At 37.7% G+C, this 24,230-nt stretch carries 20 protein-coding genes; 1 reads left to right on the top strand and 19 read right to left on the bottom strand.

All coding sequences use genetic code 11. The annotated features are described in order from the left end of the window. The 12 genes from polA to citZ all read right to left on the bottom strand — a co-directional run bounded on the left by polA (position 1) and on the right by citZ (position 13,801). Entirely contained in the window at positions 1-2,628 is a 2,628-nt protein-coding gene (polA, locus tag ACIQXW_RS15675) for a DNA polymerase I (protein WP_402763629.1), read from the bottom strand. Between the two features lie 197 nt (positions 2,629-2,825). Further along, a complete protein-coding gene (locus ACIQXW_RS15670) occupies positions 2,826-3,257 on the bottom strand; it encodes a DNA polymerase I (RefSeq protein ID WP_402763626.1) in 432 nt (143 codons plus the stop codon). Between the two features lie 272 nt (positions 3,258-3,529). Continuing rightward, complete coding sequence (hflC, locus tag ACIQXW_RS15665) at positions 3,530-4,531, bottom strand: protease modulator HflC (RefSeq protein WP_402763623.1); 1,002 nt, start codon at positions 4,529-4,531, stop codon at positions 3,530-3,532. Further along, a complete protein-coding gene (hflK, locus tag ACIQXW_RS15660; protein ID WP_401020678.1) occupies positions 4,531-5,538 on the bottom strand; it encodes an FtsH protease activity modulator HflK in 1,008 nt (335 codons plus the stop codon). The genes hflC and hflK overlap by 1 nt, the downstream gene beginning before the upstream one ends. 418 nt (positions 5,539-5,956) lie before the next feature. Continuing rightward, positions 5,957-6,670: an LrgB family protein gene (locus ACIQXW_RS15655; protein ID WP_340823087.1), complete on the bottom strand. Its 714-nt coding sequence runs from the start codon at positions 6,668-6,670 to the stop codon at positions 5,957-5,959. Next, positions 6,667-7,032: a CidA/LrgA family holin-like protein gene (locus tag ACIQXW_RS15650; protein WP_340823086.1), complete on the bottom strand. Its 366-nt coding sequence runs from the start codon at positions 7,030-7,032 to the stop codon at positions 6,667-6,669. The genes ACIQXW_RS15655 and ACIQXW_RS15650 overlap by 4 nt, the downstream gene beginning before the upstream one ends. A 243-nt stretch (positions 7,033-7,275) precedes the next feature. Further along, positions 7,276-8,829, bottom strand: coding sequence for a two-component system histidine kinase PnpS (gene pnpS / locus ACIQXW_RS15645; protein WP_401020681.1), 1,554 nt, complete (start codon positions 8,827-8,829; stop codon positions 7,276-7,278). Then, entirely contained in the window at positions 8,826-9,542 is a 717-nt protein-coding gene (locus tag ACIQXW_RS15640; protein ID WP_402763618.1) for a response regulator transcription factor, read from the bottom strand. Before ACIQXW_RS15640 ends, pnpS begins: the two co-directional genes overlap by 4 nt. A 55-nt stretch (positions 9,543-9,597) precedes the next feature. After that, positions 9,598-10,038 carry a MaoC/PaaZ C-terminal domain-containing protein gene (locus tag ACIQXW_RS15635; RefSeq protein WP_340823081.1) on the bottom strand — a complete coding sequence of 147 codons (441 nt, stop codon included), beginning with the start codon at positions 10,036-10,038 and terminating at the stop codon, positions 9,598-9,600. A gap of 193 nt (positions 10,039-10,231) precedes the next feature. Then, positions 10,232-11,170, bottom strand: coding sequence for a malate dehydrogenase (mdh, locus tag ACIQXW_RS15630; RefSeq protein WP_401020684.1), 939 nt, complete (start codon positions 11,168-11,170; stop codon positions 10,232-10,234). A gap of 172 nt (positions 11,171-11,342) precedes the next feature. Further along, entirely contained in the window at positions 11,343-12,605 is a 1,263-nt protein-coding gene (gene icd, locus ACIQXW_RS15625; protein WP_340823079.1) for an NADP-dependent isocitrate dehydrogenase, read from the bottom strand. Positions 12,606-12,685: 80 nt separating this feature from the next. Next, positions 12,686-13,801 (bottom strand): citrate synthase, encoded by a 1,116-nt coding sequence (citZ, locus tag ACIQXW_RS15620; RefSeq protein WP_401020687.1) that lies wholly within the window; start codon positions 13,799-13,801, stop codon positions 12,686-12,688. A gap of 134 nt (positions 13,802-13,935) precedes the next feature. On the opposite strand from citZ, the gene ACIQXW_RS15615 reads away from it, so the two are divergent. Next, positions 13,936-15,018 (top strand): AI-2E family transporter, encoded by a 1,083-nt coding sequence (locus tag ACIQXW_RS15615; protein ID WP_402763615.1) that lies wholly within the window; start codon positions 13,936-13,938, stop codon positions 15,016-15,018. On the opposite strand, the gene ACIQXW_RS15610 is transcribed toward ACIQXW_RS15615, so the two are convergent. The 7 genes from ACIQXW_RS15610 to dnaE all read right to left on the bottom strand — a co-directional run bounded on the left by ACIQXW_RS15610 (position 15,002) and on the right by dnaE (position 24,208). Continuing rightward, on the bottom strand, positions 15,002-15,391 hold the full coding sequence (locus ACIQXW_RS15610) for an FxsA family protein (protein WP_172772408.1): 390 nt from the start codon (positions 15,389-15,391) through the stop codon (positions 15,002-15,004). The genes ACIQXW_RS15615 and ACIQXW_RS15610 overlap by 17 nt on opposite strands. A gap of 155 nt (positions 15,392-15,546) precedes the next feature. Continuing rightward, positions 15,547-17,307: a pyruvate kinase gene (gene pyk / locus ACIQXW_RS15605; protein WP_340823073.1), complete on the bottom strand. Its 1,761-nt coding sequence runs from the start codon at positions 17,305-17,307 to the stop codon at positions 15,547-15,549. Positions 17,308-17,334: 27 nt separating this feature from the next. After that, entirely contained in the window at positions 17,335-18,294 is a 960-nt protein-coding gene (pfkA, locus tag ACIQXW_RS15600; RefSeq protein WP_340823072.1) for a 6-phosphofructokinase, read from the bottom strand. 228 nt (positions 18,295-18,522) lie between these two features. Further along, positions 18,523-19,479: an acetyl-CoA carboxylase carboxyltransferase subunit alpha gene (locus tag ACIQXW_RS15595; protein ID WP_402763612.1), complete on the bottom strand. Its 957-nt coding sequence runs from the start codon at positions 19,477-19,479 to the stop codon at positions 18,523-18,525. Beyond that, positions 19,472-20,329: an acetyl-CoA carboxylase, carboxyltransferase subunit beta gene (gene accD, locus ACIQXW_RS15590; RefSeq protein ID WP_340823068.1), complete on the bottom strand. Its 858-nt coding sequence runs from the start codon at positions 20,327-20,329 to the stop codon at positions 19,472-19,474. Before accD ends, ACIQXW_RS15595 begins: the two co-directional genes overlap by 8 nt. A gap of 21 nt (positions 20,330-20,350) precedes the next feature. Further along, positions 20,351-20,992 carry a FadR/GntR family transcriptional regulator gene (locus ACIQXW_RS15585; RefSeq protein ID WP_401020693.1) on the bottom strand — a complete coding sequence of 214 codons (642 nt, stop codon included), beginning with the start codon at positions 20,990-20,992 and terminating at the stop codon, positions 20,351-20,353. A 132-nt stretch (positions 20,993-21,124) separates the two neighbouring features. Continuing rightward, on the bottom strand, positions 21,125-24,208 hold the full coding sequence (gene dnaE / locus ACIQXW_RS15580; protein WP_402763607.1) for a DNA polymerase III subunit alpha: 3,084 nt from the start codon (positions 24,206-24,208) through the stop codon (positions 21,125-21,127). Positions 24,209-24,230 lie beyond the last annotated feature (22 nt).

Here is a 24,230-nt window from a genome sequence, read left to right as displayed (position 1 = left end):
TTACTTTGCATCGTACCATGTTGCCCCAAAGTCAAAGTCCACTTTCAAAGGAACATTTAGTTCAATGGCATTTTCCATTACTTCTGGCACGATTTTTTCTAGTAATGCAATTTCTTCCCTAGGTGCTTCAAAAATTAATTCATCGTGTACCTGTAGAAGAAGCTTTGCTTGCATGTTTTCCTTTTTCAAGCGTGCATCCATATCTATCATTGCTTTTTTAATAATGTCTGCAGCACTTCCTTGAATTGGTGTATTCATCGCTGTACGCTCCGCAAAACTACGTAAATTGAAATTCGAACTTGTAATATCCGGTAAATAACGACGGCGATTTAATAGCGTTGTGACATAACCATTAAACTTCGCATCTTGTACAATTTCATCCATATATTTTTTAACACCTGGGAAGCTGGCAAAATATTTCTCAATAAAAATAGCTGCTTCCTTACGTGTAATATCTAAATTTTGTGATAAACCATAGTCACTAATTCCATAAACAATCCCAAAGTTAACTGCTTTAGCAGCCCTACGCATATTGCTATCAACTTCTTCTGCAGTAACATGGAAAACATCCATAGCTGTACGTGTATGAACATCCATGCCTTCGCGGAAAGCTTCCACTAAGTTTTTATCCTCAGACATATGCGCTAAGACACGCAATTCGATTTGTGAATAGTCAGCCGAGAAAAGAATCCAATCTTCTTGTGATGGCACAAATGCCTGACGTATTTTACGACCTTCCTCTAAGCGTATAGGAATATTTTGTAGATTAGGATCTGTTGAACTTAGACGTCCCGTTGACGTTAGTGCTTGCTGGAAGCGTGTATGCACTTTACTGTCCGCTTCATGAATTTCTTTTAGCAAACCTTCAATGTAAGTAGATTGTAACTTACCAAGCTGACGGTACAATAAAATATGCTCGATAATGGCATGTTCAGGCTTTAATTTTTCCAACACATCAGCCGCTGTGGAATAACCTGTTTTCGTTTTTTTAATGACTGGCAACCCAAGCTTATCGAAAAGTATAACGCCTAACTGCTTTGGTGAATTAATATTAAACGCTTCTCCTGCTTCAGCATAAATTTCCTGCTCAATAACGACTAGCTTATTACTCAACTCTTGCCCCATCGTTTCAAGTGTTGAACGATTCACTGTGATGCCTTCGCTTTCCATCTCGCTTAAAATCGAAGCCAATGGTAGTTCTAGGTTTTTATACAAGTCAAACTGTTCATTTTCCTTTAGCAATGCCTCTAGCTTAGGTTGTAATTCCCACACAGCAAACACTTTTCGACTTGCATGTTCAGCTAAAATTTCGATAGCAGGAATAGCACGTTTTGCTCCTTTTCCATAGACCGCCTCATTAGCTTGCACTTCACGATATCCAAGGTCTTTTGCTAGTGTAGCCACATCATCACCGCTAAGTGCCGGATTATTGATATAAGAAGCTAGCAATAGGTCAAACTCGACACCTGCTAAATGAATGCCTACTCGTTTCAACGCTGCCTGTGCTGCCTTCGTATCTGAAATATATTTAGTTTTAGTTGCATCCTCTAGCCAACAACGAAGTTCATCTGATGTAGAGACCACATCGAATGGCACATAAAACGTATCAGTACCATCAGTTAATGCGATACCTAACTGCTGACATGTATGATAATGCTCGTCCTCTAACTCTAAATGTATCGCCATGACATCCTTTAATTGCTCTGGCTTTACCTCTTGTATAATGTCAAAGTCAAATGGAGCACGTTGTTCTTCTTCCACAGAAAAATCACTTTTTTCAAGTAGTGATTTGAAGCCAAGCTCTTGCCACACACTAATTAACTCTTCTTCATTTGGCCCACTGTATGCAAGGTCATTAAAAGTTACTTCAATTGGCGCCTCTGTAAAAATTGTAGCAAGCTTTTTACTCATAAGTGCCTGTTCTTCATTTGCAACTAGCTTTTCTTTCATCTTTGAAGCTTTTAGCGTATCCATTGCTTCATATAATGCCTCAACTGAACCATGCTCTTTTAGCAATTTAACAGCTGTCTTTTCTCCAACACCAGGTACCCCAGGAATATTATCTGAAGCGTCCCCCATGAGACCCTTCATATCTATAATTTGAAGAGGTGTTAAACCATACTTTTCTTCAATAAATGCGGGCGTATTTTTTTCAATTTCAGTAATACCTTTTTTCGTAATGTACACTGTTACCTTCTCTGTTGCCAGCTGTGTAAGGTCGCGATCTCCTGACACGATAATTACTTCCATATCCTGTTGTGCAGCTTCTTTTGCTAATGTTCCTATAATATCGTCGGCTTCGTACATTTCAAGTTCATAACGCTTAATCCCATAAGCATCGATAAGTTTACGAATATAAGGAAACTGCTCTGATAGTTCTGGTGGCGTTTTTTGGCGGCCACCTTTATATTCTGTAAATGTATCGTGACGGAACGTCGTTTTACCTGCATCAAAAGCAACGAGCATCTTCGTCGGTTGCTCTTCCTCTAAAATTCTTTGCAACATTGTTGTAAAGCCGTACACAGCATTCGTATGAATACCGCTATCATTCGTTAGTAATGGCAACGCAAAAAATGCACGGTAAGCTAAACTATTACCGTCTAGTAATAGTAATTTTTCCTTAGTCATTTTATTATCCTCCTGAAGTCGTCGTTCTTTTAATTGTAAAACGAAAACGTATGTTTGAAAATGCTCTTTCCTCTACTTTATCGGGAAAGTAAACTTTTTACCAATCATAGGACGCATATCAGATAAAAAATTCATGTGTATTTTCTGCTAAATCCATAAAAAAAGTCAATTGCAAATTGCAATCGACTCACCTACTATTATTGACTTACATTATTAACTCTTTCTTTACGGTGGAATATTTCCTCATAAATAACTGTCATCATGAAGGCATTCATAAAAGCAATAACGAAAAATAAAGGCATTCCACCTAGCGTTAAATGTGTTAGCCCTGTACTAAATACCATAATCACACCGATTTGTGATAAGAAGAAAATAAAGCCAATTCCAACTTGCCATATTGGACGTTTTTCTTTACGTTTCTCGTACCAGAACATTTTTTTGAAAACTTTTCGTACATCCTCTGCAATGACTAAACTTAATAAAAACAAAATTACAAAAAATACCGGAATATAATAAACACTTTTCGTCACCCATGCAAAATCAGTTATACGGAAGAAAAGTGTAAAAAGCGATGCAATACTACAAGCAATCCCTAAATTTTGGAGCCACGTGCTAAAATATAATTTCACAGCTATTACCCCCATTTGTCATTTCTAAACATCATCATTTTATCAGAAAATAGCAATCTATAACACCACCAATTATTTGTTTGCATTATTTTCTTTGTTTTGGTGCCAGGCACTTTAAACGGAACAAAAGAGAAAAAGTGTTAGAATGACGGCCGTCAATCTAACACTTTTTTTTGCTAACAGTTGAAGTCTACTATGGGGGTGCTTTCCGCAAGGGTCACCACCTCCACTACCATCAACTAATGTATTAAACCCCTGCAAGGATTACAATATTACTCTATATAGCCTGATAATAGCTTTGCATATGGTGAAGTTGAAGGCAATATGATGACCGTATCTTCACCAACTGTTTTCTTATATGATTCTAATGTGCGGTATAGTGAATAAAATTCAGGATCTTTCGAAAATGAACCATTGTAAATTTTCGCTGCCTCCGCTTCTCCTTCCGCTTGAATTAATGACGCTTCTTTGTTGGCTGTTGCTAGCATTTCTTGCACTTCTCTATCTGTTTGTGCTTCAATACGGCGTTTATCCGCATCACCTTCTGATAAATATAGCTGTGCAGTAGATTGACGTTCAGAAACCATGCGCGTAAATACAGACTGCTCGTTTTCTGCTGGCAAGTCTGTTCGACGAATGCGCACATCTACTACTTCAATACCGTACTTATCGTTTAGTAATAGTTCATTCACACGTGCTGTCACACGGTCATTTAAACTGCCTCGTGAAGAGTTTTCATCATTAATGATTTCATCGTATCTTAGTTGACCAAGCTCTGTTCGAATAACCGAATAAATAAACTCCGCCATCCTAGATTCCGCCTTCGTTAGCGTTCCAGCATTGGAGATAAGCGCTTTCGGATCTGTAATACGCCACACAGCATAGTTATCAATTATGATACGTTTTTTATCCTTTGTATTAATTTCTTCCTCTGAAATATTATAAGTTAATTGATTTTTCGGAAGTGTTGTCACGGTTTGAATAAAAGGCACCTTCATTTTCAAGCCTGGATCACGTTCAAACTTTACAACTTCACCGAACTGTCGAACTACTGCATATTCAGATTCTTTTACAATATACACATTAGCAAAGAGAATAACCGCAACAGCAAAAACAATCGTTAATGTTACAACAAGAGAAATGTACTTTTTAGGATTTAATGGGCCCTTTTTTGACATCTTAATTACCTTGTCTCCATCACTAGAAGCAGTATTTTTTGATTTCCCCGATAAAAAACTTAGAAATTTTTCAAGATCTTTATTTTTCTGGTCCATTAATTACCGCTCCCTTCTTTTTTCTCTGGCGTTGATTGTTGCTCTGTTTGTGCTTGTTGTTGTGTTGGTGCTTGTTGTTGTGTAGTTGGTTGTAACGCCTGTAGTGGTAAATACTTCATCGTACTACCATCATCGTTCATAATATAAATTTGTGCCTTAGGTAACACATTTTCAAGAGTTTCTAAAATTAAACGTTCGCGTGTAATTTGTTGATTACCTTTGTATTGCTCATACATTTTATTGAAAACTGCTACATCCCCATGTGCTTGTTCAATACGTGCTGTTTTTGCACCATTTGCTTTTGAAATAATCGCATCTTTTTCACCATTCGCTTCACTAATTCGTTGGTTTTTGTATTTTTGAGCTTCATTCGTTTTTGTATTTTTTGTCTCACGTGCGTCTGTTACGGCTGTAAATGCTGCACGTACCTCTGCATTCGGTAATTCTACATCCTGCAATTTAACACCTAATACACCAATTCCAATATCATATTTGTCTATGAGTGAAACAAGTAATTCTCTTGTTTTTGCTTCAATATCTGCTTTTCCATCTGTTAGCGCAGCATCAATAGTCGAACTACCAATTATGGAGCGGATCGCGCTTGATGTAGCGCTATGTAAAATTTCTTCTGGATTTTGTGCATTAAATAAGTACTTACGAGGATCTGTAATTTTCCATTGAACAACAAGATCTGTTAGAACAATATATTCATCACCTGTAATCATTTTCGTTTCTGCATCAAAGGCTTCCAATTCGCCTTCTTTATTTTGCTTATAACCAAACTGTAAACTGAATGTTTCTCTCGATAAAATCTCAACTGATTGTACGGGCCAAGGTAATTTAAAATGTAAGCCTGGATTTGTGACCATCTCATCAGCACGACCAAATGTTATAACAACAGCTTGCTCCGATTCATCGACTGTGTACCACGAAGTAAATACAGCGATAAGTGCTACAATGCCGAATATCCCAAGTCCCACCATCATTAGTGTCTTTTTCACACTCATGTCTGTTCCTCCCTTTTGCTTAGTACTATTGTATACGGTATAGCTTTTAAAAAGATTCAAAATAATTTCATAAAGTAAACTCAGACTATAGACAAAGAAAAAATACTGCCGGTGATTTCTGTTGCGTGCGGACGCTTTTCGCGGGCACACAGGAGTCTGACTAGCACGGAAATTGTTTGAGTGCCTGGTACTTAGCATGGATACCTACATAATGGCGGCTTCTAAATTGTAAAAATCCACTTCGCTTTCCGTGGGCACACACGTAAGCCACAACTCTCGCTGTCGCGTGGTTTGTTGTGGCTTACGTTTTGTGCGTTCCCGCAGGAGTCTTCGTGGATTTTTACTTGGGTAACCCTACTGAAAATTTCAGAATTGTTTGCGTGCCTGGCACTTATAAAAAGAAAAAATCCTGTCGCCATTAAGGCAACAGGATATTCATAACTAGGTGTTCTAATACTGGGAAAAATGTTGTTGATAAAACAATACTTATTAGGGCAGCTACAATCATCGCTAAACTAGCAAAGGTACCTTCTAGTTCTCCTAATTCAAATGCTTTTGATGTACCAGTGCCGTGAGCACCCATCCCAAGCATTAAGCCTCTTGCAGATGGCTTTTGGAAACGACATATTCGAATAACGATTGGAGCAATCAAACTACCTAATATACCAGTTGTCATAACAAAAACAGCTGTAAGAGTAGGTGACCCTCCTATCATATTGGAAATATCCATCGCAATAGGAGTAGTGACCGAACGTGGCACTAAGCTATGAACAAGTTCATCATTTAGTCCAACAACGCGTGCAATGATAAATGATGAAGCAATTGCAACAGCCGACCCGACAGCAATGCTAAAAATAATTTCAAAAGCATGTTTTTTTAATAGATTAAAATTTTTATAAATCGGTACAGCGAATGCAACTGTTGCAGGCCCTAATAAATTGGACAAAATATTTGCCCCTGCATTATATGACGCATAAGATGTATCGGTTAATAGTAACAATACAATAATAATTAATGGGCTAATCAATATCGGAGTAAGCCATTCTTTAGGAAACTTTTGATAGAATGCTTTGCAAGCATAAAAAATAGCAATGGTTCCTAGTAAACTGATGACAGCAATAACTATACTCATACAGTGTCACCCTTCTTTCTCTCTAACCACTGTGCAGTAAAACCCGTCACTAACATCACGACGAATGCACTTACTACAATAACAACTACAACTTTCATGCCTTGTATACCAATTAGCGCATCATAATCAATGACGCCTATCGCTGAAGGAATGAAAAACAATAACAATTCACTAAGTAATAATCCTGCCCCTAACTCGATCCATTCTAGTTTAATAAGATGAAACTGTAATAGTAAAAATAATAAAACAAGCCCAATTATACTACCTGGAATCGGCAAGTGAAGTAAACGCGCAATACTATTTCCTATAAATAACACTATATAAAGATAGCCAATTTGCACGAAACTTTTGACGATTTTCATGGTCAACCTTCTCTCAATTTTTTATGCTACTATACTTTACACCTAAATCAACGATGTGTAAAACAGAAAAGAATCCATTTCCCCAAAATAGGAAATAGATTCTTTCTGTGGTGAAGCTAAGTAGTAACCATAAAAAATCTTCATACAAGCATAGTTAGATTTCAAAATTATTTTCATCTTATCATACAAAATAGGGGGTTTCTATAAAATAGTATAGCCCTCTATTTTGAATCTTATATATTATTATTGTAAAGAATTTGTTAATTTTTTTGGAATCATTACAATCATCTTTGTGCCAACGCCAACTTTACTTTCTACCTGAATCCGTCCATGATGAGCCTCCACTAGATGCTTCACAATGGCTAGCCCTAACCCAGTTCCACCAGAATTTCTGCTACGTGCACGATCGACACGATAAAAACGTTCAAAGACGCGTGCAATTTCATTCTTTTCTATGCCGATACCTTCATCTTCAATTTCAATAATTCCATATGTGTCATTTTCCTTCAAGCGAATCGTTACTGTTGTATTTTCAGGTGAATACGTAATCGCGTTTGTAATTAGATTCGTAACAATTTGAATAACCCGATTGGCATCCCCCATTACTTCTACATCACGGGCAATATCCACTTGAAAGCTCATATTTTTTTCATCGAGCCGCGGACCTGTTAATTCTGCACCACGTATAAGAACATCCTGCAAGCCCATTGGCATAATATTTACAGTGAATCCGTGTTGTTCAATTTTAGACAGCTCTAATAAATCTTGGATGAGCATTTGTAGACGATTGCTCTCTTTATGCATAATTTCTAAAAAAGATAGCAGCATCTTTTCATCTTTATAGGCACCATCCAGTAATGTTTCAGAAAAGCCTTTAATCGATGTAATCGGTGTACGTAGTTCATGCGATACATTGGCTACAAAATCTTTACGAATTTGCTCAAGTCGAACAAGCTCCGTAATATCATGCATGACAATGACAACGCCTAGCCATCGTCCGTGATCACCAATTACTGGTGCACCATATACTTCTTTATTGTATAGCTCTTGTTGTACTTCCATCTTTATTTGTTGTCGATATGGCATTTCCGTTAAAAACACATGGTCAATAAATTGCTCAAGCGTTTTCGGTAAACCAATCGTGCGGAAGACTTTTCCTTGCACATGCTCCAGTTGCATTCCAAAACGTTCTAAAAACACTCGATTGACGATTGATATGTTGCCTTCACGACCAATCATCATAAGTGAGCTGCCCATGTTTTCAATTAGTGTTTTTAGCCTTTCTTCCTCTACCTCTCTTATCGTCGTAATATCCTGTAAATTACGCGCTAAAATATTGATAGAGTGACTCAGTGGTATCATGCGCTCATGCTCATTTTCGTGTGCACGGGCACGATAATTTCCTTTTGCCAATTCAAGTGCCGTTTCGGTCACATTATCAATCGGTGCGGTGAAATTCCGAATCATATAGCGGCTTACAATAGCAATTAATATAAGCGTAATTGTAAATAATATCGCTAACACACCATAAAGCCGAGCACGTACATATGACAGCAGTGAGTCCTTCATTTCGATTGTTTGAGCTGCAAATAATGCTTTCTTATCTTCCTCAGATAAGGAAATTTGCCGTTCATCAAGTACTTTTTCCATTGCTTCTTGACTATAGGAACTCGATCGATCATTGTATTGTTCTACATAAACAGGAAAAAGCTGACCTATAACAATCATTAGGACAGCAAGAATTGATCCGAGCGAGAGCATGAATGTCAAGAATAAGCGGTTGCTCATTGATTTCATGAAGTTTTCGGCTCCTCAAATTTATAGCCAAGACCACGAATTGTTTTAATAAACATCGGTTTACGACTATTTTCTTCAATTTTATCGCGGAGGTGACTAATATGCACATCCACAATACGAGTATCGCCTGCAAAATCATATTTCCAAACAGCACTCAATAACTGATCACGAGTTAATACACGGTTTTTATTTTCTAGTAAATAAATGAGTAGCTCAAATTCCTTCGGTGTAAATTCAAGTGCTTCTTCTTGTAAAAATACTTCAAATCGCTCAGGAAATACACGCAGTTGACCAAACTCATACATTTTTTCTTGAGGCTCATCCTTATCCTCTATTACAACATTTTGTGTAAATCTTCTTAAGACTGCTTTGACACGTGCTAAAACTTCCCGTGGACTAAAGGGTTTTGTCATATAATCATCTGCCCCTAGCTCCAAACCAAGCACCTTATCGAACTCATCATCTTTTGCCGTTAGCATAATGATTGGTGTATTCATGCGTTGTTGACGAATTTGTTTACAAACTTCCATGCCATCCAGCTTAGGAAGCATTAAGTCTAAAAGGATTAAATCAGGCTGTATTTCCATTGCTTTATTTAACCCTTCTAATCCGTCTACTGCTGTTTCAACTAAATAGCCAGCTTGCTCTAAGTTATATTTTAATAAGGTCGCAATAGAAAATTCATCTTCTACAACTAAAATAGTTTTTGTCATGTGTATTGCCTCCGTTAGTGATTTGAAACCCCCATTTCAAATCTCAAGACGCTCGCTATAATGCCAGTGGTGGTGTCACCAGCAATGTACCTTCAATTACAAGCTGCTTTTGTTCATTATAGGAGAGCACAGAAACAGTAATGGTATTCTGTACTTTATTTACTGCTGTTACCTCTAAAAGCGTATCGAATAATTCATAATGATAGAGTGGCCCTAAATAGGTTAAATGTTGTTCTATAATACGCGCACCAGGTCCTGGAATATACTTCGACACAGCTGACGTAATAATACCATTTAACATAATAGTTGGTACAATCGGCTTTTTAAAAGGCGTCATTGCTGCATAATCATGTTGAATGTAAAGCGGATTATTATCATTTGTAAGTCCTAAATAAAGCAATAAATCCTTATCTTCTATTTTTTCAGTAATATGAATCTTCTCGCCGACTGTAATTTCATCAATAGTGAGACCAAGCTTACTGTTCTTTTGAAGCAAAGATACGCCAACCCCTTTTCTATCATACTACCTTCATAGTATCAATTTTATTCTAAAAGTACAATGAAAAGCAGAATAACCATTTTATGTGTATGCATATTATGAAGAATAATAGAGGCTGTTTTGACAGTTTCTTTATGTACAATAAAAAAATCGAGTAAGAATGATTCCTACTCGATTTCATAAGCTTTTATTAAGCTAAAACTTTCATCACTGCTTTTACGGCTTCAGCAGAGTTATCCAATGCTGCCTTTTCTTTGTCAGTTAATTCAAGCTCAAAGATTTTTTCGATACCATTAGCACCTAGTAATGTTGGGACTCCTAAATAAATATCGTTGTACCCATATTCACCTTCTAAGTATGCGATTGATGGTAGGATACGCTTTTGATCTTTAATAATTGCTTCAGCCATTTCAATAAGTGCTGCTGCTGGAGCATAATAGGCAGAACCATTTCCAAGTAAGTTCACGATTTCTGCACCACCATTGCGCGTACGGTCAACGATTGCTTCTAAACGCTCTGGGGCGATTAACGTTTCTAAAGGAATACCGCCAGCAAATGAATAACGAGTAAGTGGTACCATTGTGTCACCATGACCACCTAATACAAAACCAGTGATGTCTTTTACAGAGATGTTTAGCTCTTCCGCAACGAAAGCGCAGAAACGAGCAGTATCAAGTACACCAGATTGACCGATTACTCGATTTTTAGGGAAACCTGTTTCTTTGAATACTGTGTAAGTCATTGCATCAACAGGGTTTGTTAATACGATAATGGTTGCATTTGGCGAATGAGCGGCGATTTCTTTTGAAACAGTTTTCATAACACCTTGGTTAATTTGAACTAAGTCGTCACGGCTCATGCCAGGTTTACGGGCAATACCCGCAGTAATAATTACTACATCAGAATCTGCAGTGTCTGCATAGTTAGAAGTACCTTTAACAAAAGAATCAAAACCTTGTATTGGAGCAGCTTCCCACATGTCTAAAGCTTTACCTTTTGTTGGGTTTTCAGCTTGTGGAATATCTACTAATACAACATCGCCAAGTTCCTTTTGTGCTGCTAAAAATGCTGCAGTAGCGCCGGTGAATCCGCCACCGATTACTGAGATTTTTTTACGTTTCAAAGTCATTTGAATACGCTCCTTTTTTAGGTTGTATGCTAAAAAAGGGAGGAGAATAAATTCTCTCTCCCTCCATTAAACCAGGTACTAATATTACTGTAGCAAACCAATTTTACAATAAACAAATATCTGTTAATCACGCTGGATTGTTACAGTGATAATTTTTACAGATTCGTAAAAATTATAGGTTTTTAATTAGTTCGTTAGCGAATTCTGAACATTTCACTTCTTTAGCGCCGTCCATTAAACGAGCGAAGTCATAAGTTACAACTTTTGAAGAGATTGTATTCTCAACAGATTTAGTGATCATGTCAGCTGCTTCTTGCCATCCTAAGTGTTCAAGCATTAATACACCTGAAAGTAATACTGAAGATGGGTTTACTTTATCTTGACCAGCATATTTTGGAGCTGTACCGTGAGTAGCTTCGAAGATTGCGTGACCAGTTACGTAGTTAATGTTCGCACCTGGAGCAATACCGATACCACCAACTTGTGCAGCTAATGCATCAGAAATATAGTCACCGTTTAAGTTCATTGTAGCTACTACATCGAACTCAGTTGGACGAGTTAAGATTTGTTGTAAGAAGATATCAGCGATAGAATCTTTTACTAAGATTTTGCCAGCTGCTAAAGCTTCAGATTGTGCTTTGTTTGCTGCTTCTTCACCTTGGTCAGCTTTGATTGCATCATATTGGTTCCAAGTGAATGTTTGATCAGCAAATTCAGTTTCAGCTAATTCATAACCCCATTTTTTGAATCCACCTTCAGTGAATTTCATGATGTTTCCTTTGTGAACTAGTGTCACAGATGGACGGTTATGTTTAATTGCATATTCGATAGCAGAACGAACTAAACGCTCAGTACCTTCTTTAGATACTGGTTTTACACCGATACCTGAAGTTTCTGGGAAACGGATTTGATTTACACCAAATTCTGATTGTAAGAAGTTGATGATTTTTTTAGCTTGTTCAGAGCCTGATTCGAATTCGATACCAGCATAGATGTCTTCTGTGTTTTCGCGGAAGATAACCATATCAACGTCTTCTGGGCGTTTAACTGGAGAAGGTACTCCATCAAAGTGACGTACTGGACGTAGGCAAACATATAAATCAAGTTGTTGACGTAATGCTACGTTTAGAGAGCGGATACCACCACCGATTGGAGTAGTAAGAGGACCTTTAATTGCAATTAGGTATTCGTTAATTTTATCTAAAGTTTCTTGTGGTAACCATTCACCAGTTTGGTTGAATGCTTTTTCACCAGCTAGAACTTCTAACCATTCGATTTTCTTTTCACCGTTATAAGCTTTTTCTACAGCTGCGTCAATTACGCGAGATGCTGCTGCCCAAATATCTGGACCGATTCCATCACCTTCGATGAATGGGATTACTGGATTGTTTGGTACATTAAGTACGCCGTTTTCAACTACAATTTTGTTTGACATTGTTGTTGCCTCCTAAATTCATAATCATAGGACTGTGTTATAGGTAACACAGTCCCAAATATTCTAGCATATTTTCCAAATTAGCGCTCGCTGATTGGAACATATTTTTGCATACCTGGTCCAACATACTCAGCACGTGGACGGATCAGGCGGTTGTTAGCATATTGCTCAAGAATATGTGCTACCCAACCAGAAGTACGTGAAACTGCAAAGATTGGTGTGAATAAGTCATGATCGATGCCTAAAGAATCGTACACTGATGCAGAGAAGAAGTCTACGTTTGCAGGTAATTTCTTTTGTTCAACAATCATGTCATGGATTTTAACTGACATTTCGTAAAGCTCTGGTTTACCAGTTAGTTCAGTTAATTTTTGTGACATTACACGTAAGTGTGGTGCACGTGGGTCGCCTTTGCGGTATACGCGGTGACCGAAGCCCATGATTTTTTCTTTGTTATCTAATTTATTTTGAATGTAAGATTCAACGTTTTCAAGAGAACCAATTTCAGTTAACATCTTCATAACTTGCTCATTTGCACCACCGTGAAGTGGTCCTTTTAATGCGCCGATAGCTGCAGTTACACCAGAATAAACATCTGATAATGTAGCTACACATACACGTGCAGTAAATGTTGATGCATTTAATTCATGGTCAGCATGTAATACTAACGCTTTATCGAATGCTTCTACTTCGATTGGTGCTGGCTCTTCACCTTTTAACATATATAGGAAGTTTGCTGCATAGCTAAGTTCTGCTTTAGGTTGGATTGGCTCTAAACCTTTACGTACACGTGCAAATGCAGTAACAACAGTTGCAATTTTAGCTTGTAGACGAATTGCTTTACGGTAGTTAGCTTCTGGATCCATAACATCCGCTTCTTCATCGAATACACCAAGTAAAGATACTGCCGTACGAAGTGCAGCCATTGGATGTACAGTTGAAAGTGGGTAAGTTTTGAATTGGTCTACAATTGCTTGTGGAATAGCCATGTTGTCTGCCAATTGTTGTTTTAATTCAGCAAGCTCGTCCGCTTTAGGTAAACGAGTATGCCAAAGTAGGTAAATTACCTCTTCAAATGATGCGTTATCTGCTAAATCATCAATGTTGTAACCAACATATGTAAGTGTGTCATCGATAATTGAACTGATTTTAGATTCCGCTGCTACGATACCTTCTAATCCTTTTGTTGCTGACATAAATTATCGCTCCCTCATACTAATAATTTTTGTTGTAAACGCTTTTTCAACCTTAGCATTTACGTTTTTGCTCACATGAACCATTAAGTAAATCGCTTACATTGTTATTATAATCATTTTTGACAGCTTTGTGAATGAAAAACCTTCAAATTAAGAAAAAGTCGGACGAGCGACTATATAAGCGTACTAAAGAGGGTATTTTGTATATTTTGACAATATATTTTCATTTGAATTGGGGTGAATTTGTTAAATTGAGGAATATTAAATATTTTTCATACGAAAGAACTATTAATGTTTTATTATTTGTTTTTTATTTAGCGATTCTTTGGTTCGTTTTACCTGTATCTCTTGCTATATTTTTATCATTTACAACATATCCTATAATAAATTTCCTTCATAAATACTTTAAAATCAATTACTGGATTGCCGCTATTATCGTAGAAATATTGATACTTTCTTGTATAGTTCTCCTCATAGTCATCTCAATAAACAGTATTATTCTCATCTTTCCTGAAATACGTGACACACTTCAAAACTTTCCATTGTTCACTGAGTACGAATCCATATTTATACAGTTTTTGCAAGAAAAATCAATGTCTATTTTCGATTCTATCGTCGTTTATACTGCAAATTTATTTCAAATATTTATGAAGCACGTCATTGAAGTTTTTATATTCCTTGTAGCATATTATTTTGCATTAATCGAAACAAGAAAATCTCGATACTGGTTCTTTCAATATGTCCCAAAAAAATATAGAAATCAATGGCAATCTCATTTTTCGAAAGTGATGCAACTTTTTCATTACTTTGTATTCGTAGAATTTCAATTATTTACGATAACACTACTTATACTTTGCGCGGGCTTTATGATATTTCAATTTGAACAAGCCATTATTAAAGCATTCATTGTAGCATTTGCAGATGTACTACCCTTCTTTGGTATCGGCGTCTTTCTTGTACCAATGAGCATTTACTTCTATTTCAATGGCAATACCTTTTTATGTGGTGCGATTTTACTTTTGTATTTGTTTGTTCAATTAACAAGGCAGCTCGCTGAATCTATGCTTTGGTCAAATACGTTGCAATTACGAACGTTTCATACGTTTTTCATCAGCGCTGCCTCTATCTTATTATTTGGTTTTTACGGTATTTTACTCAGCCCAATTTTTTTATTTTTAGCTGTTAAGCTGAAAGAAAAGTCTATTTTTGAACGATAATAAATTGACCTTTTTTCATTTTTTTACGCATCCAATAAAATACAAGTGGTTGGAACAATTTACGTGTCACTGGAAGTAGCATTAATAAACCAATTATATCTGTTATAAAACCTGGCAATGCTAAAAGCACACCGCCACTAAAATTCAACATTGCATCCACTAATGCTGGTCCAGGGGCTTCTCCTCGCGCAACCATATGTTTTACGTTTTTTACTGAATTGATACCTTTATTTTTCGCTATATAAATGCCAATGATAGTCGTTGCGACAACAAGCAATAATGTATTGAAAACACCAATATTTTGACCAATAACTATTAATAACGCCAGTTCGGCTAATGCATATACAACAAAACTAAGAAAAAATTTTTTCATATTTTTCTCCTTTCTATTGAAAAAGCTATACCTTCTATACGTTATTATAGCCCAATAAGTTTCAACTAAAAAATAAACAGGCGTAAATACTAATTTTTATTGTTATTTAAAAGGCTCTAGTACGGTTACCCCATACTAGAGCCTTTTACTATCTATTAAAGTACGCTTGCATGTCCTTTATAAATAACACCTGTTTCAGCATCCATTGTTATTTCTTGACCGTGGCGAATTAATGTTGTTGCTTCTTTTACACCGACGATTACAGGAATACCAAGACTTAACCCTACTACAGCGGCATGACTTGTCAGTCCGCCTTCCTCTGTAATTAGCCCGATACACTTTTCAATAGCTGGCATCATATCACGATCTGAACCGACCGTTACTAAAATACATCCTTCTGTATCATAGGCTAATGCCTCAGCTGCATTTTTTGCTACAACTGTATTACCAATTACTGACGCTTTGCCAATCCCTTGACCACGCGCAAGTAAATCGCCAATAATGTGTACCTTCATTAAGTTTGTAGTACCAGCTTCCCCTACAGGAACACCTGCTGTAATAACAACTGCATCACCATGATTTACAAAACCATGCTTCAAGCTTTCGTCAACTGCTAGTTCTAAAATTTCGTCTGTCGTTGTAACGCGTTCACAAACTACAGGATAAACACCCCAAACAAGCGTTAGTGTATTTGCAGTGTTTTCAGAGCCAGTAACAGCGACAATCGGCACACCAGGACGATATTTTGCAATCATTCTAGCCGTGTTTCCACTTTCTGTTGGTGCTAGTACAGCTTTTACGCCTAAGTTTATCGAAGTATATGCTACAGCCTGAGAAATAGCCTCTGTCATATTTGCTTCTTTTTCACGACTACGTGTAGAAACGATTGCTTTATAATCTAATGAATCTTCTGTACGTTGTGCAATTTTGTTCATTGTTTGTACGGATTCAACTGGGTATGTCCCTGCTGCTGTTTCACCAGATAGCATAATCGCATCTGTTCCATCAATAATGGCGTTCGCAACGTCACTTGCTTCAGCGCGTGTTGGACGAGGATTACGTTGCATGGAGTCTAACATTTGTGTTGCCGTAATAACTGGTTTGCCAACTTGGTTACATTTTAAGATTAATTTCTTTTGAACTAATGGTACCTCTTCAGCTGGAATTTCTACGCCTAAGTCACCACGTGCAACCATTAATCCGTCAGATACTAAAATGATTTCGTCGATATTATCGACACCTTCTTGGTTCTCGATTTTCGGGATAATTTGAATATGACTACCGCCATTTTGCTCAAGTAATTCGCGAATTTCTAAAACATCTTTAGCTCGACGAACGAATGAAGCTGCAATGAAATCCACACCTTGATTAATACCAAATAGAATATCCTGTGCATCTTTTTCAGTAATTCCAGGTAGTTGAACTGAAACCCCAGGGACGTTAACACCCTTTTTATTTTTTAAGACACCTGCATTTTCTACTATTGTGTGAATAAGCCCTTTTTCCGTATCTGTTGCTAACACACGTAATTGAATTAAGCCATCATCTAATAAAATAATTGAGTTTTGTTGTACATCTTCGATCAGTCGTTCATACGTAACAGAAAAACTTGCCTCTGTTCCTTCTACTTCCGTCATCGAAATGTCGATTACCTGACCTGCTTTTAAATGTAGTTCCCCATTTTGCATGTTATGCGTACGAATTTCAGGTCCTTTTGTGTCGAGCAAAATACCTACTGGTTTCCCTAATTTGTTTGCAACTTCACGAATTAAATTAATACGCACTTCATGTTCTTCATGTGAACCGTGTGAAAAATTCAAGCGAGCTACATTCATACCTGCTTCAATTAGTTTTTCTAAAATTTCTGGTGACTCACTTGCCGGACCAATTGTACATACGATTTTTGTTTTTCTCATTCTCTGCCCACTCCGTTTTACGCAAAATTATATTGATAGTTCTTTCATTAAAGTATATAAGCTTACATCAGACTCATGATTCTTTTCAAAAGCCTCTGGCATATCGTAGTCAATGACTGTATGGTTGCGTATTCCTACAGCTCGACCAGATTTACCTTCCATTAATAATTCTACCGCATGTGCACCAAATTGACTTGCGAGAACACGATCACGTGCTGTTGGAGAACCACCGCGTTGAATATGACCAAGAACAGAAACTCGCGTCTCTTTTCCTGTCTTTTCTTTCAGTAATTTTGCCAACTCGCCACCTGACATTACACCCTCTGCCACAATAATGATACTATGCTTTTTCCCTCGTGCTTCACCACGCTCTAAGCGTGATACGATGTCGTCTAAATCATATTCTTCTTCAGGAATTAAGACCGTTTCAGCACCTGCTGCAAGCCCTGCCCATAATGCGATATCACCTGCATCTCGCCCCATTACTTCAACAATAAAAGAATTTTCATGGGAAGTCGCTGTATCACGAATTTTATCGATTGATTCTACGACTGTATTGAGCGCGGTATCAAAGCCAATTGTGTATTCTGTTCCAGGAACATCATTATCAATTGTGCCAGGCACTCCAACAGCTGGAAAACCTTTTTTTACAAGATCCATTGCACCTCGGTAAGAACCATCACCCCCGATAACAACTAACCCTTCGATACCTGCTTCACGCATATTAGCAATTGCTTGCTGTTGAACAGCATCTTCCTTAAATTCAGGGCACCGTGCTGAAAATAAATTGGTACCTCCTCTTTGAATGATGCCACCTACAGAACCTAAATCGAGCGGCTCAAAAGATCCTTTTATTAAACCTTCATAACCATGCTTAATTCCTACAACATCCATTCCGTGATAAGCTGCCTTACGAACGACTGCTCGAATGGCTGCGTTCATGCCAGGGGCATCTCCACCACTTGTTAATACGGCAATTTTTTTCATTGTCGAACAACCTCCTGCAGTGTTATCTAATATTATTCACATTAACACGAAAAAACAAACTATGTAAGGGTTCTGGAGCTAGAAAAACATAACTTTTACATAAAAAATGAAAAGAATGCGCTTTCACACACTCTTTCCATCACAAAGCATCTAAAATTTAACATTTTATAAAAATATTTCGCTTTAATTTAACGGATTAGACCTTTAGAGCATCGCCATGTGATTTGTCTATTCTTCTATATATTGTCCGATTTTTTTAAATTTATCATATCGATCTTCGATTAATTGCTCACCATTTAAAGAATTTAATGCTTTTAGTGTGTCGCTAATACATTCTTTTATATAGATTGCCTGCTTCGCCACATTGCGATGTGCTCCGCCAGTTATCTCAGGAATAATACCATCAATCACACCAAGCTCTTTTAAATCAGGTGCAGTAATTCGCATTGCTTCAGCTGCTTGCTTAGCAAGGCTACCATCACGCCATAAAATTGAAGCAGCACCTTCTGGAGATATAACAGAATAAGTAGAGTTCTCTAACATGTAAACGCGATTTGCTACGCCTAAAGCTAGGGCACCACCACTACCACCTTCTCCAATAACGATGCTAATGACTGGTACTGATAATCCCGCCATTTCTACTAAATTACGAGCTATCGCCTCACTCTGACCACGCTCTTCAGCAGCTTTACCAGGGTAGGCACCTTTTGTATCAATGAAACAAATGATTGGGCGATTAAATTTCTCTGCTTGTTTCATTAAGCGCAACGCTTTACGATAGCCTTCTGGATGGGGCATACCAAAATTACGACGAATATTTTCTTTCGTTGATTTACCACGTTGGTGTCCAATAACAGTGACAGGTTGTCCTTCAAAAAGGGCAATACCGCCTAGAATCGCTGCATCATCGCCAAACGTACGATCTCCATGTAATTCAATAAAGTTTTCACACATAGCTTCAATATACTGTAGTGTTGTTGGTCGTTCAGGATGTCTTGCTACTTGCACGCGATCCCACGGCTTCATATTGGCATAGATTGATTGCTCGAGTTGCGTTAAACGCGTTTCTAGCTTTTCAATCTCCCCTGTCATATCTACGTCCGCTTCAGCAGCAATTGTTTTTAATTCATCAATTTTTTCGCGCAGTTGAACTACTGGCTCTTCAAAAGCTAAATTTTTAGACATGTTGCACGCCACCTTTCGTATGCATTTTTACAAGCACAGATACTTGTTTCCGTAAATCTTTACGATGGAAAATGGCATCCAGTTGACCATGCTCTAATAAAAATTCTGCTGTTTGGAAATCACTCGGTAGTTTTTCTCTTACCGTTTCTTCGATTACACGTCTTCCTGCAAAGCCGATTAGTGCCTGAGGTTCTGCAATATTGATATCCCCTACAGAGGCAAAGCTTGCAGAAACACCACCAGTAGTTGGGTGCGTTAAGATTGAAATAAATAATAAGCCTTCATTGCTATGACGTTTTAAGGCAACACTTGTTTTCGCCATTTGCATTAAAGAAAGTACTCCTTCTTGCATACGAGCTCCACCACTTGCAGTGAAAATAATAAACGGCAAACCTAATTCAGTTGCTTTTTCAACCGCACGTGTTATTTTTTCTCCAACAACAGAGCCCATTGAGCCCATACGGAAATGAGAATCCATTATCGCTACTACAACTTCTTCTCCATCAAGCGTACCTAAACCTGTCAATACAGCCTCATTTAAACCTGTTTTTTGTTGATCAGCATTAATTTTCTCAACATAGGCAGGGAAATTAAGCGGATTACTTGTTTGTAAATGGTCGTCCATAGAAACAAATGATCCTTCATCTAAGAAATAGTCAACACGCTCTTGTGCAGTCATTTTAAAATGATGGCCACACTTCGTGCATACTTTATGATGCTTTTCCAATTCTTTTGTTAACTGAATATGACGGCATTCTGGACATTTTGTCATGAGTCCTTCTGGAAATGCCTTTTCCTGACCATCCTGTTTCTTTTTTCGATTTGCGTTAAATATGTCGCGTATTGCCATGTTTGACTCCCCCTTTATTGTCTAAAAAGTTTGACCAGTACCCATCCACTGCTCGTAAGCTAGTAATGCTTCTTTTTCATAGCCAAGTTGCATCGATTTCAACATCGTTTGAAGGATTAGTTTTTCATCTTCCGTTGAGTTTCGATTTAAACGGTCACCGTCATATGCTGCAAGTTGAAACCAGATTTTCAGCGAAAGCCGATTGCCTGACGTAACTAATATTTCTCTCAATACATCACGACAATTTACTGTTCCTTCAATTTCCAGCTTCACAAAAAAACTATCCCACACAGGTAGTGTACGAAGAATCTCTGTACAACTTATTACGCGAATTGCTTCCTTTTCATGAATTTGTCGCGTTAATTCGACATCTTTTTTTGATTTTTCATCTTCTAATATAAACATCGACAGTACTTCTACAAGCTGATGCTTATGTGTTGAGGCAAGAAATGTACCTCCACCATGTCGCGTTTCAATGAGTCCAAGTAACTCTAAACTGCGCAGTGCCTCCCTTACAGAGGATCGCCCAACACCTAACCTTTCTGATAAAACACGTTCAGAAGGAAGCTTCTCTCCAGCTTGAATTTTTTCCATTCGAATAAGTTGACGCAATTGCTGAACGATTTCTAAAAACACTTTTTTTTGTTCGGTTTGTTTATCCATATGATTAACTCCCGTTATCAAAAAGTGGTCTGACCACTTTTTTAGCATTGACTACATCTTACAAAATAACTGTTTAAAAGTAAAGAAGAAACTGCATAAAATTCTATGCAGTTTCTAAAATCTTGTTTAATTTCATATCTTTTTAGTCGATTGTGCATGTTTTACTTTCACTTGCGATTTCCCAAAACGTTTTTCAAGTGTACCTTCAATATAAAGCAATTCATCTTCTATCAAAATTTCCTGTACTAGTTGAAATACTTGTGGAAATAAGGTTACTGATACGATTCCAAATTCATCTTGAAGCTGGACAAAGGCCATTTGCTCTCCTTTTTTTGTCCTTATTTTTTTCACTTCTTCAATTAAGCCAATCATTTTTACATACGTTCCTTCACGCGCATACTTCAGTTCAGCACATGTTACAGTAATTTCTCCCCAGTAACTTCTTTCTTCAGTAACTGGATGAGCAGATATATAAAAACCTAAACATTCTTTCTCATGCTGGAGTTTTTCCTTCTGAGACATCGCTTCAGCTTGCATATACTTCGGTTTCCCAAAATTAAAGGCAGTTGCTGTTTCTATATCTACATCTTCTGTTGGGCGCACGAGCTCTGCCTGTTTTAATGCTGCCTCTAAGGTAGCCACAAGTACAGCACGATCCTTCCCTAAATAATCGAGCACACCTGCATAAACGAGAGACTCCATTACATTCGGTTTAAAATGCTGCGCACTTAAAGCTACAGCCAAATCAAATAAATTATGAAAGGCATCTGGATTCGTTTTACGTAACGCTACTACTTTCTCTAAAAAGGTGTGCGGTACACCTTTAACGCCAGATAAACTATAGCGAATTCCATCCTTTTCTACTAAAAAGAATTTAGTACTTTGCAATAATGATGGCGGATAAAATGGAATGCCTTTTTCTTTTGCTTCCGTAACAAGCTGTTGAATTTTTTCTATATTTCCTGTTGCATTTGTTAATAATGCTGCATAAAAGCTTTGTGGGTAATGAGCCTTTAAATACGCCATATGATACGAGATGACACTATAGGCAACAGCATGACTTTTTGCAAAGCCGTAGTCCGCAAAGCGTACAATTAGCTCGTAGACATCTTCTGCATCTCTCCTAACAAAACCTTGTCTCAATGCTCCATCTACAAAGGCAGTGCGTTGCTCCTCTAATATATCGCGATTTTTCTTACTAACCGCACGGCGTAATAAATCCGCCTGCCCCATTGTAAAACCGGCCATAGTTGCAGCAATTTGCATAATTTGCTCCTGATAGACAATTACGCCAAATGTTTCACGTAAAATTGGCTCTAGCAAAGGATGGGGCATCGTTACATGCTCTTTGCCTGCCTTTCTTCTTGCATAGACAGGAATAAAATCCATCGGCCCTGGACGATAAAGTGCATTGACAGCAACAATATCTGAAAAATGCGTTGGATGAATATCACGTAATGCTTGTTTCATGCCATCTGACTCTAATTGGAAAATACCTACTGTATCTCCTTTTTGAAGTAACTGAAAGGTGCGTTCATCATGCATCGGGATAAGATCAAACTCTATCCACGGTCCCCCTGCTTTGTATATAGACCAACGTACTTGCTCTAAAATTGTTAAGTTGCGCAACCCTAAAAAGTCCATTTTTACAAGCCCACGTTCTTCCACGTCCCCCATCGGCCATTGAGTACAATAAATCCCTTCATGTCCATCCTCAATTGGGACCGTATCAACTAATGGCGTCGGTGCTAAGACAATGCCGGCAGCATGGGTAGAAGAATTTCTTGGCAAACCTTCTAATTTTAAAGCTACGTCAAGCCAACGTCGATGGTATTCATTTTCAGCTAACCAATTTTGAAAGTTTTGCGATTCCGCTACAGCTCTTTGCAAAGTCATACCTGGTTTGTTCGGAATCATTTTCGATATTTTTTCCATCACTTCAGCATCAAATCCAAAAACACGTGCAACATCTCTCGCCACTGCTTTCGCAGATAAAGTACCAAACGTAATGATTTGCGCAACATTCGCCTTGCCATATTTTTGTGCGACGTATTGGATAACTTGTTGTCTTTTACTGTCAACAAAGTCAATATCAATATCAGGCAATGTTACACGTTCAGGATTTAAAAATCGTTCAAACAATAATCCATAGGCAAGTGGATCTACCTGTGTAATGGAGAGACTAAATGCAACAAGCGAACTTGCCGAAGAACCACGTCCTGGTCCAGTTAAGATGCGATTTTCTTTGGCAAAGCGCATAAAATCAGCAACAATTAAAAAGTAATCAGCATAGCCCATTGAACATATAATTTCTAGTTCATATTGCAATCTATCTCGATAAATTGCTGGTACCTCAGACAGCTTTAGGCGCTCAGCTAAACCAGAAAACGTTTCTTTTACTAGCAAACTTTCAGCTGTTTCACCCTCTTGTACCGGAAATTTGGGCATTTGAACATGCATTTCAGGAATTTTTGCTACACAGCTTGCAAGCATGCCTACACTTCCCTCAATCCATTCAGGACGGTCTAAATACCATCCCTTCCACTGTTCCTCAGTTGGTACAAAATAGTTTTCTAAATGGGCTGTTAACATTGTGTCTTGAAGTTTTTCCCCTGTATCAATTGCTCTCGCAACCTCATAAGCAAAATGATCTTCAGGTTGTAAAAAATAACAACGCTGAGTAGCTACGATTGTAATTTCTTTTGTCTCGCACCAATGTGAAATCATAGCTTCATTGTCTGCTATTATTCCTCCTGGTCTTGCAATCCCTACATATAAACGTTTTCCAAATACTTGTTGTAAAGCACTTGTCATTTCTGTCCATTCTGCTATTTCCGCTACATCCATTGCCGAAAGTAATGCTATACAACCCGCTGCATAGCCTTCAAGCCATCTCCAAGGCAATACCTCATCTTCTCGAATAGAAACAGCACTACTAATCTTTAAAAGATGTTGGTAACCTTCCTGTGTTTGTGCATACAGCACGAGCGGTATTATTTTATTATCCCATTGCACCTTCACCGAAAGCCCTATTACAGCATGAATATTTGCCTGCTGCATTGCTTTACAAAAAGGCAAAAGCCCGTACAACTTCGAATTGACGATTGCACAGGCCTGCGTATTTTGTTCTTGTAAAAAAGGGATCAATTGTTCAAGCCGAATCGTGCTTTTTAATAAATCCGCGCTCGTATGCATTTGTGTATATACATGTGTCAAAAGAATCCCTGCCTTTCAAAAA

It is taken from the genome of Lysinibacillus sp. NPDC097162 (assembly GCF_044762185.1).
Classification (GTDB): Bacteria; Bacillota; Bacilli; order Bacillales_A; family Planococcaceae; genus Lysinibacillus.
This window is presented reverse-complemented; position numbering and strand designations above follow the sequence as displayed.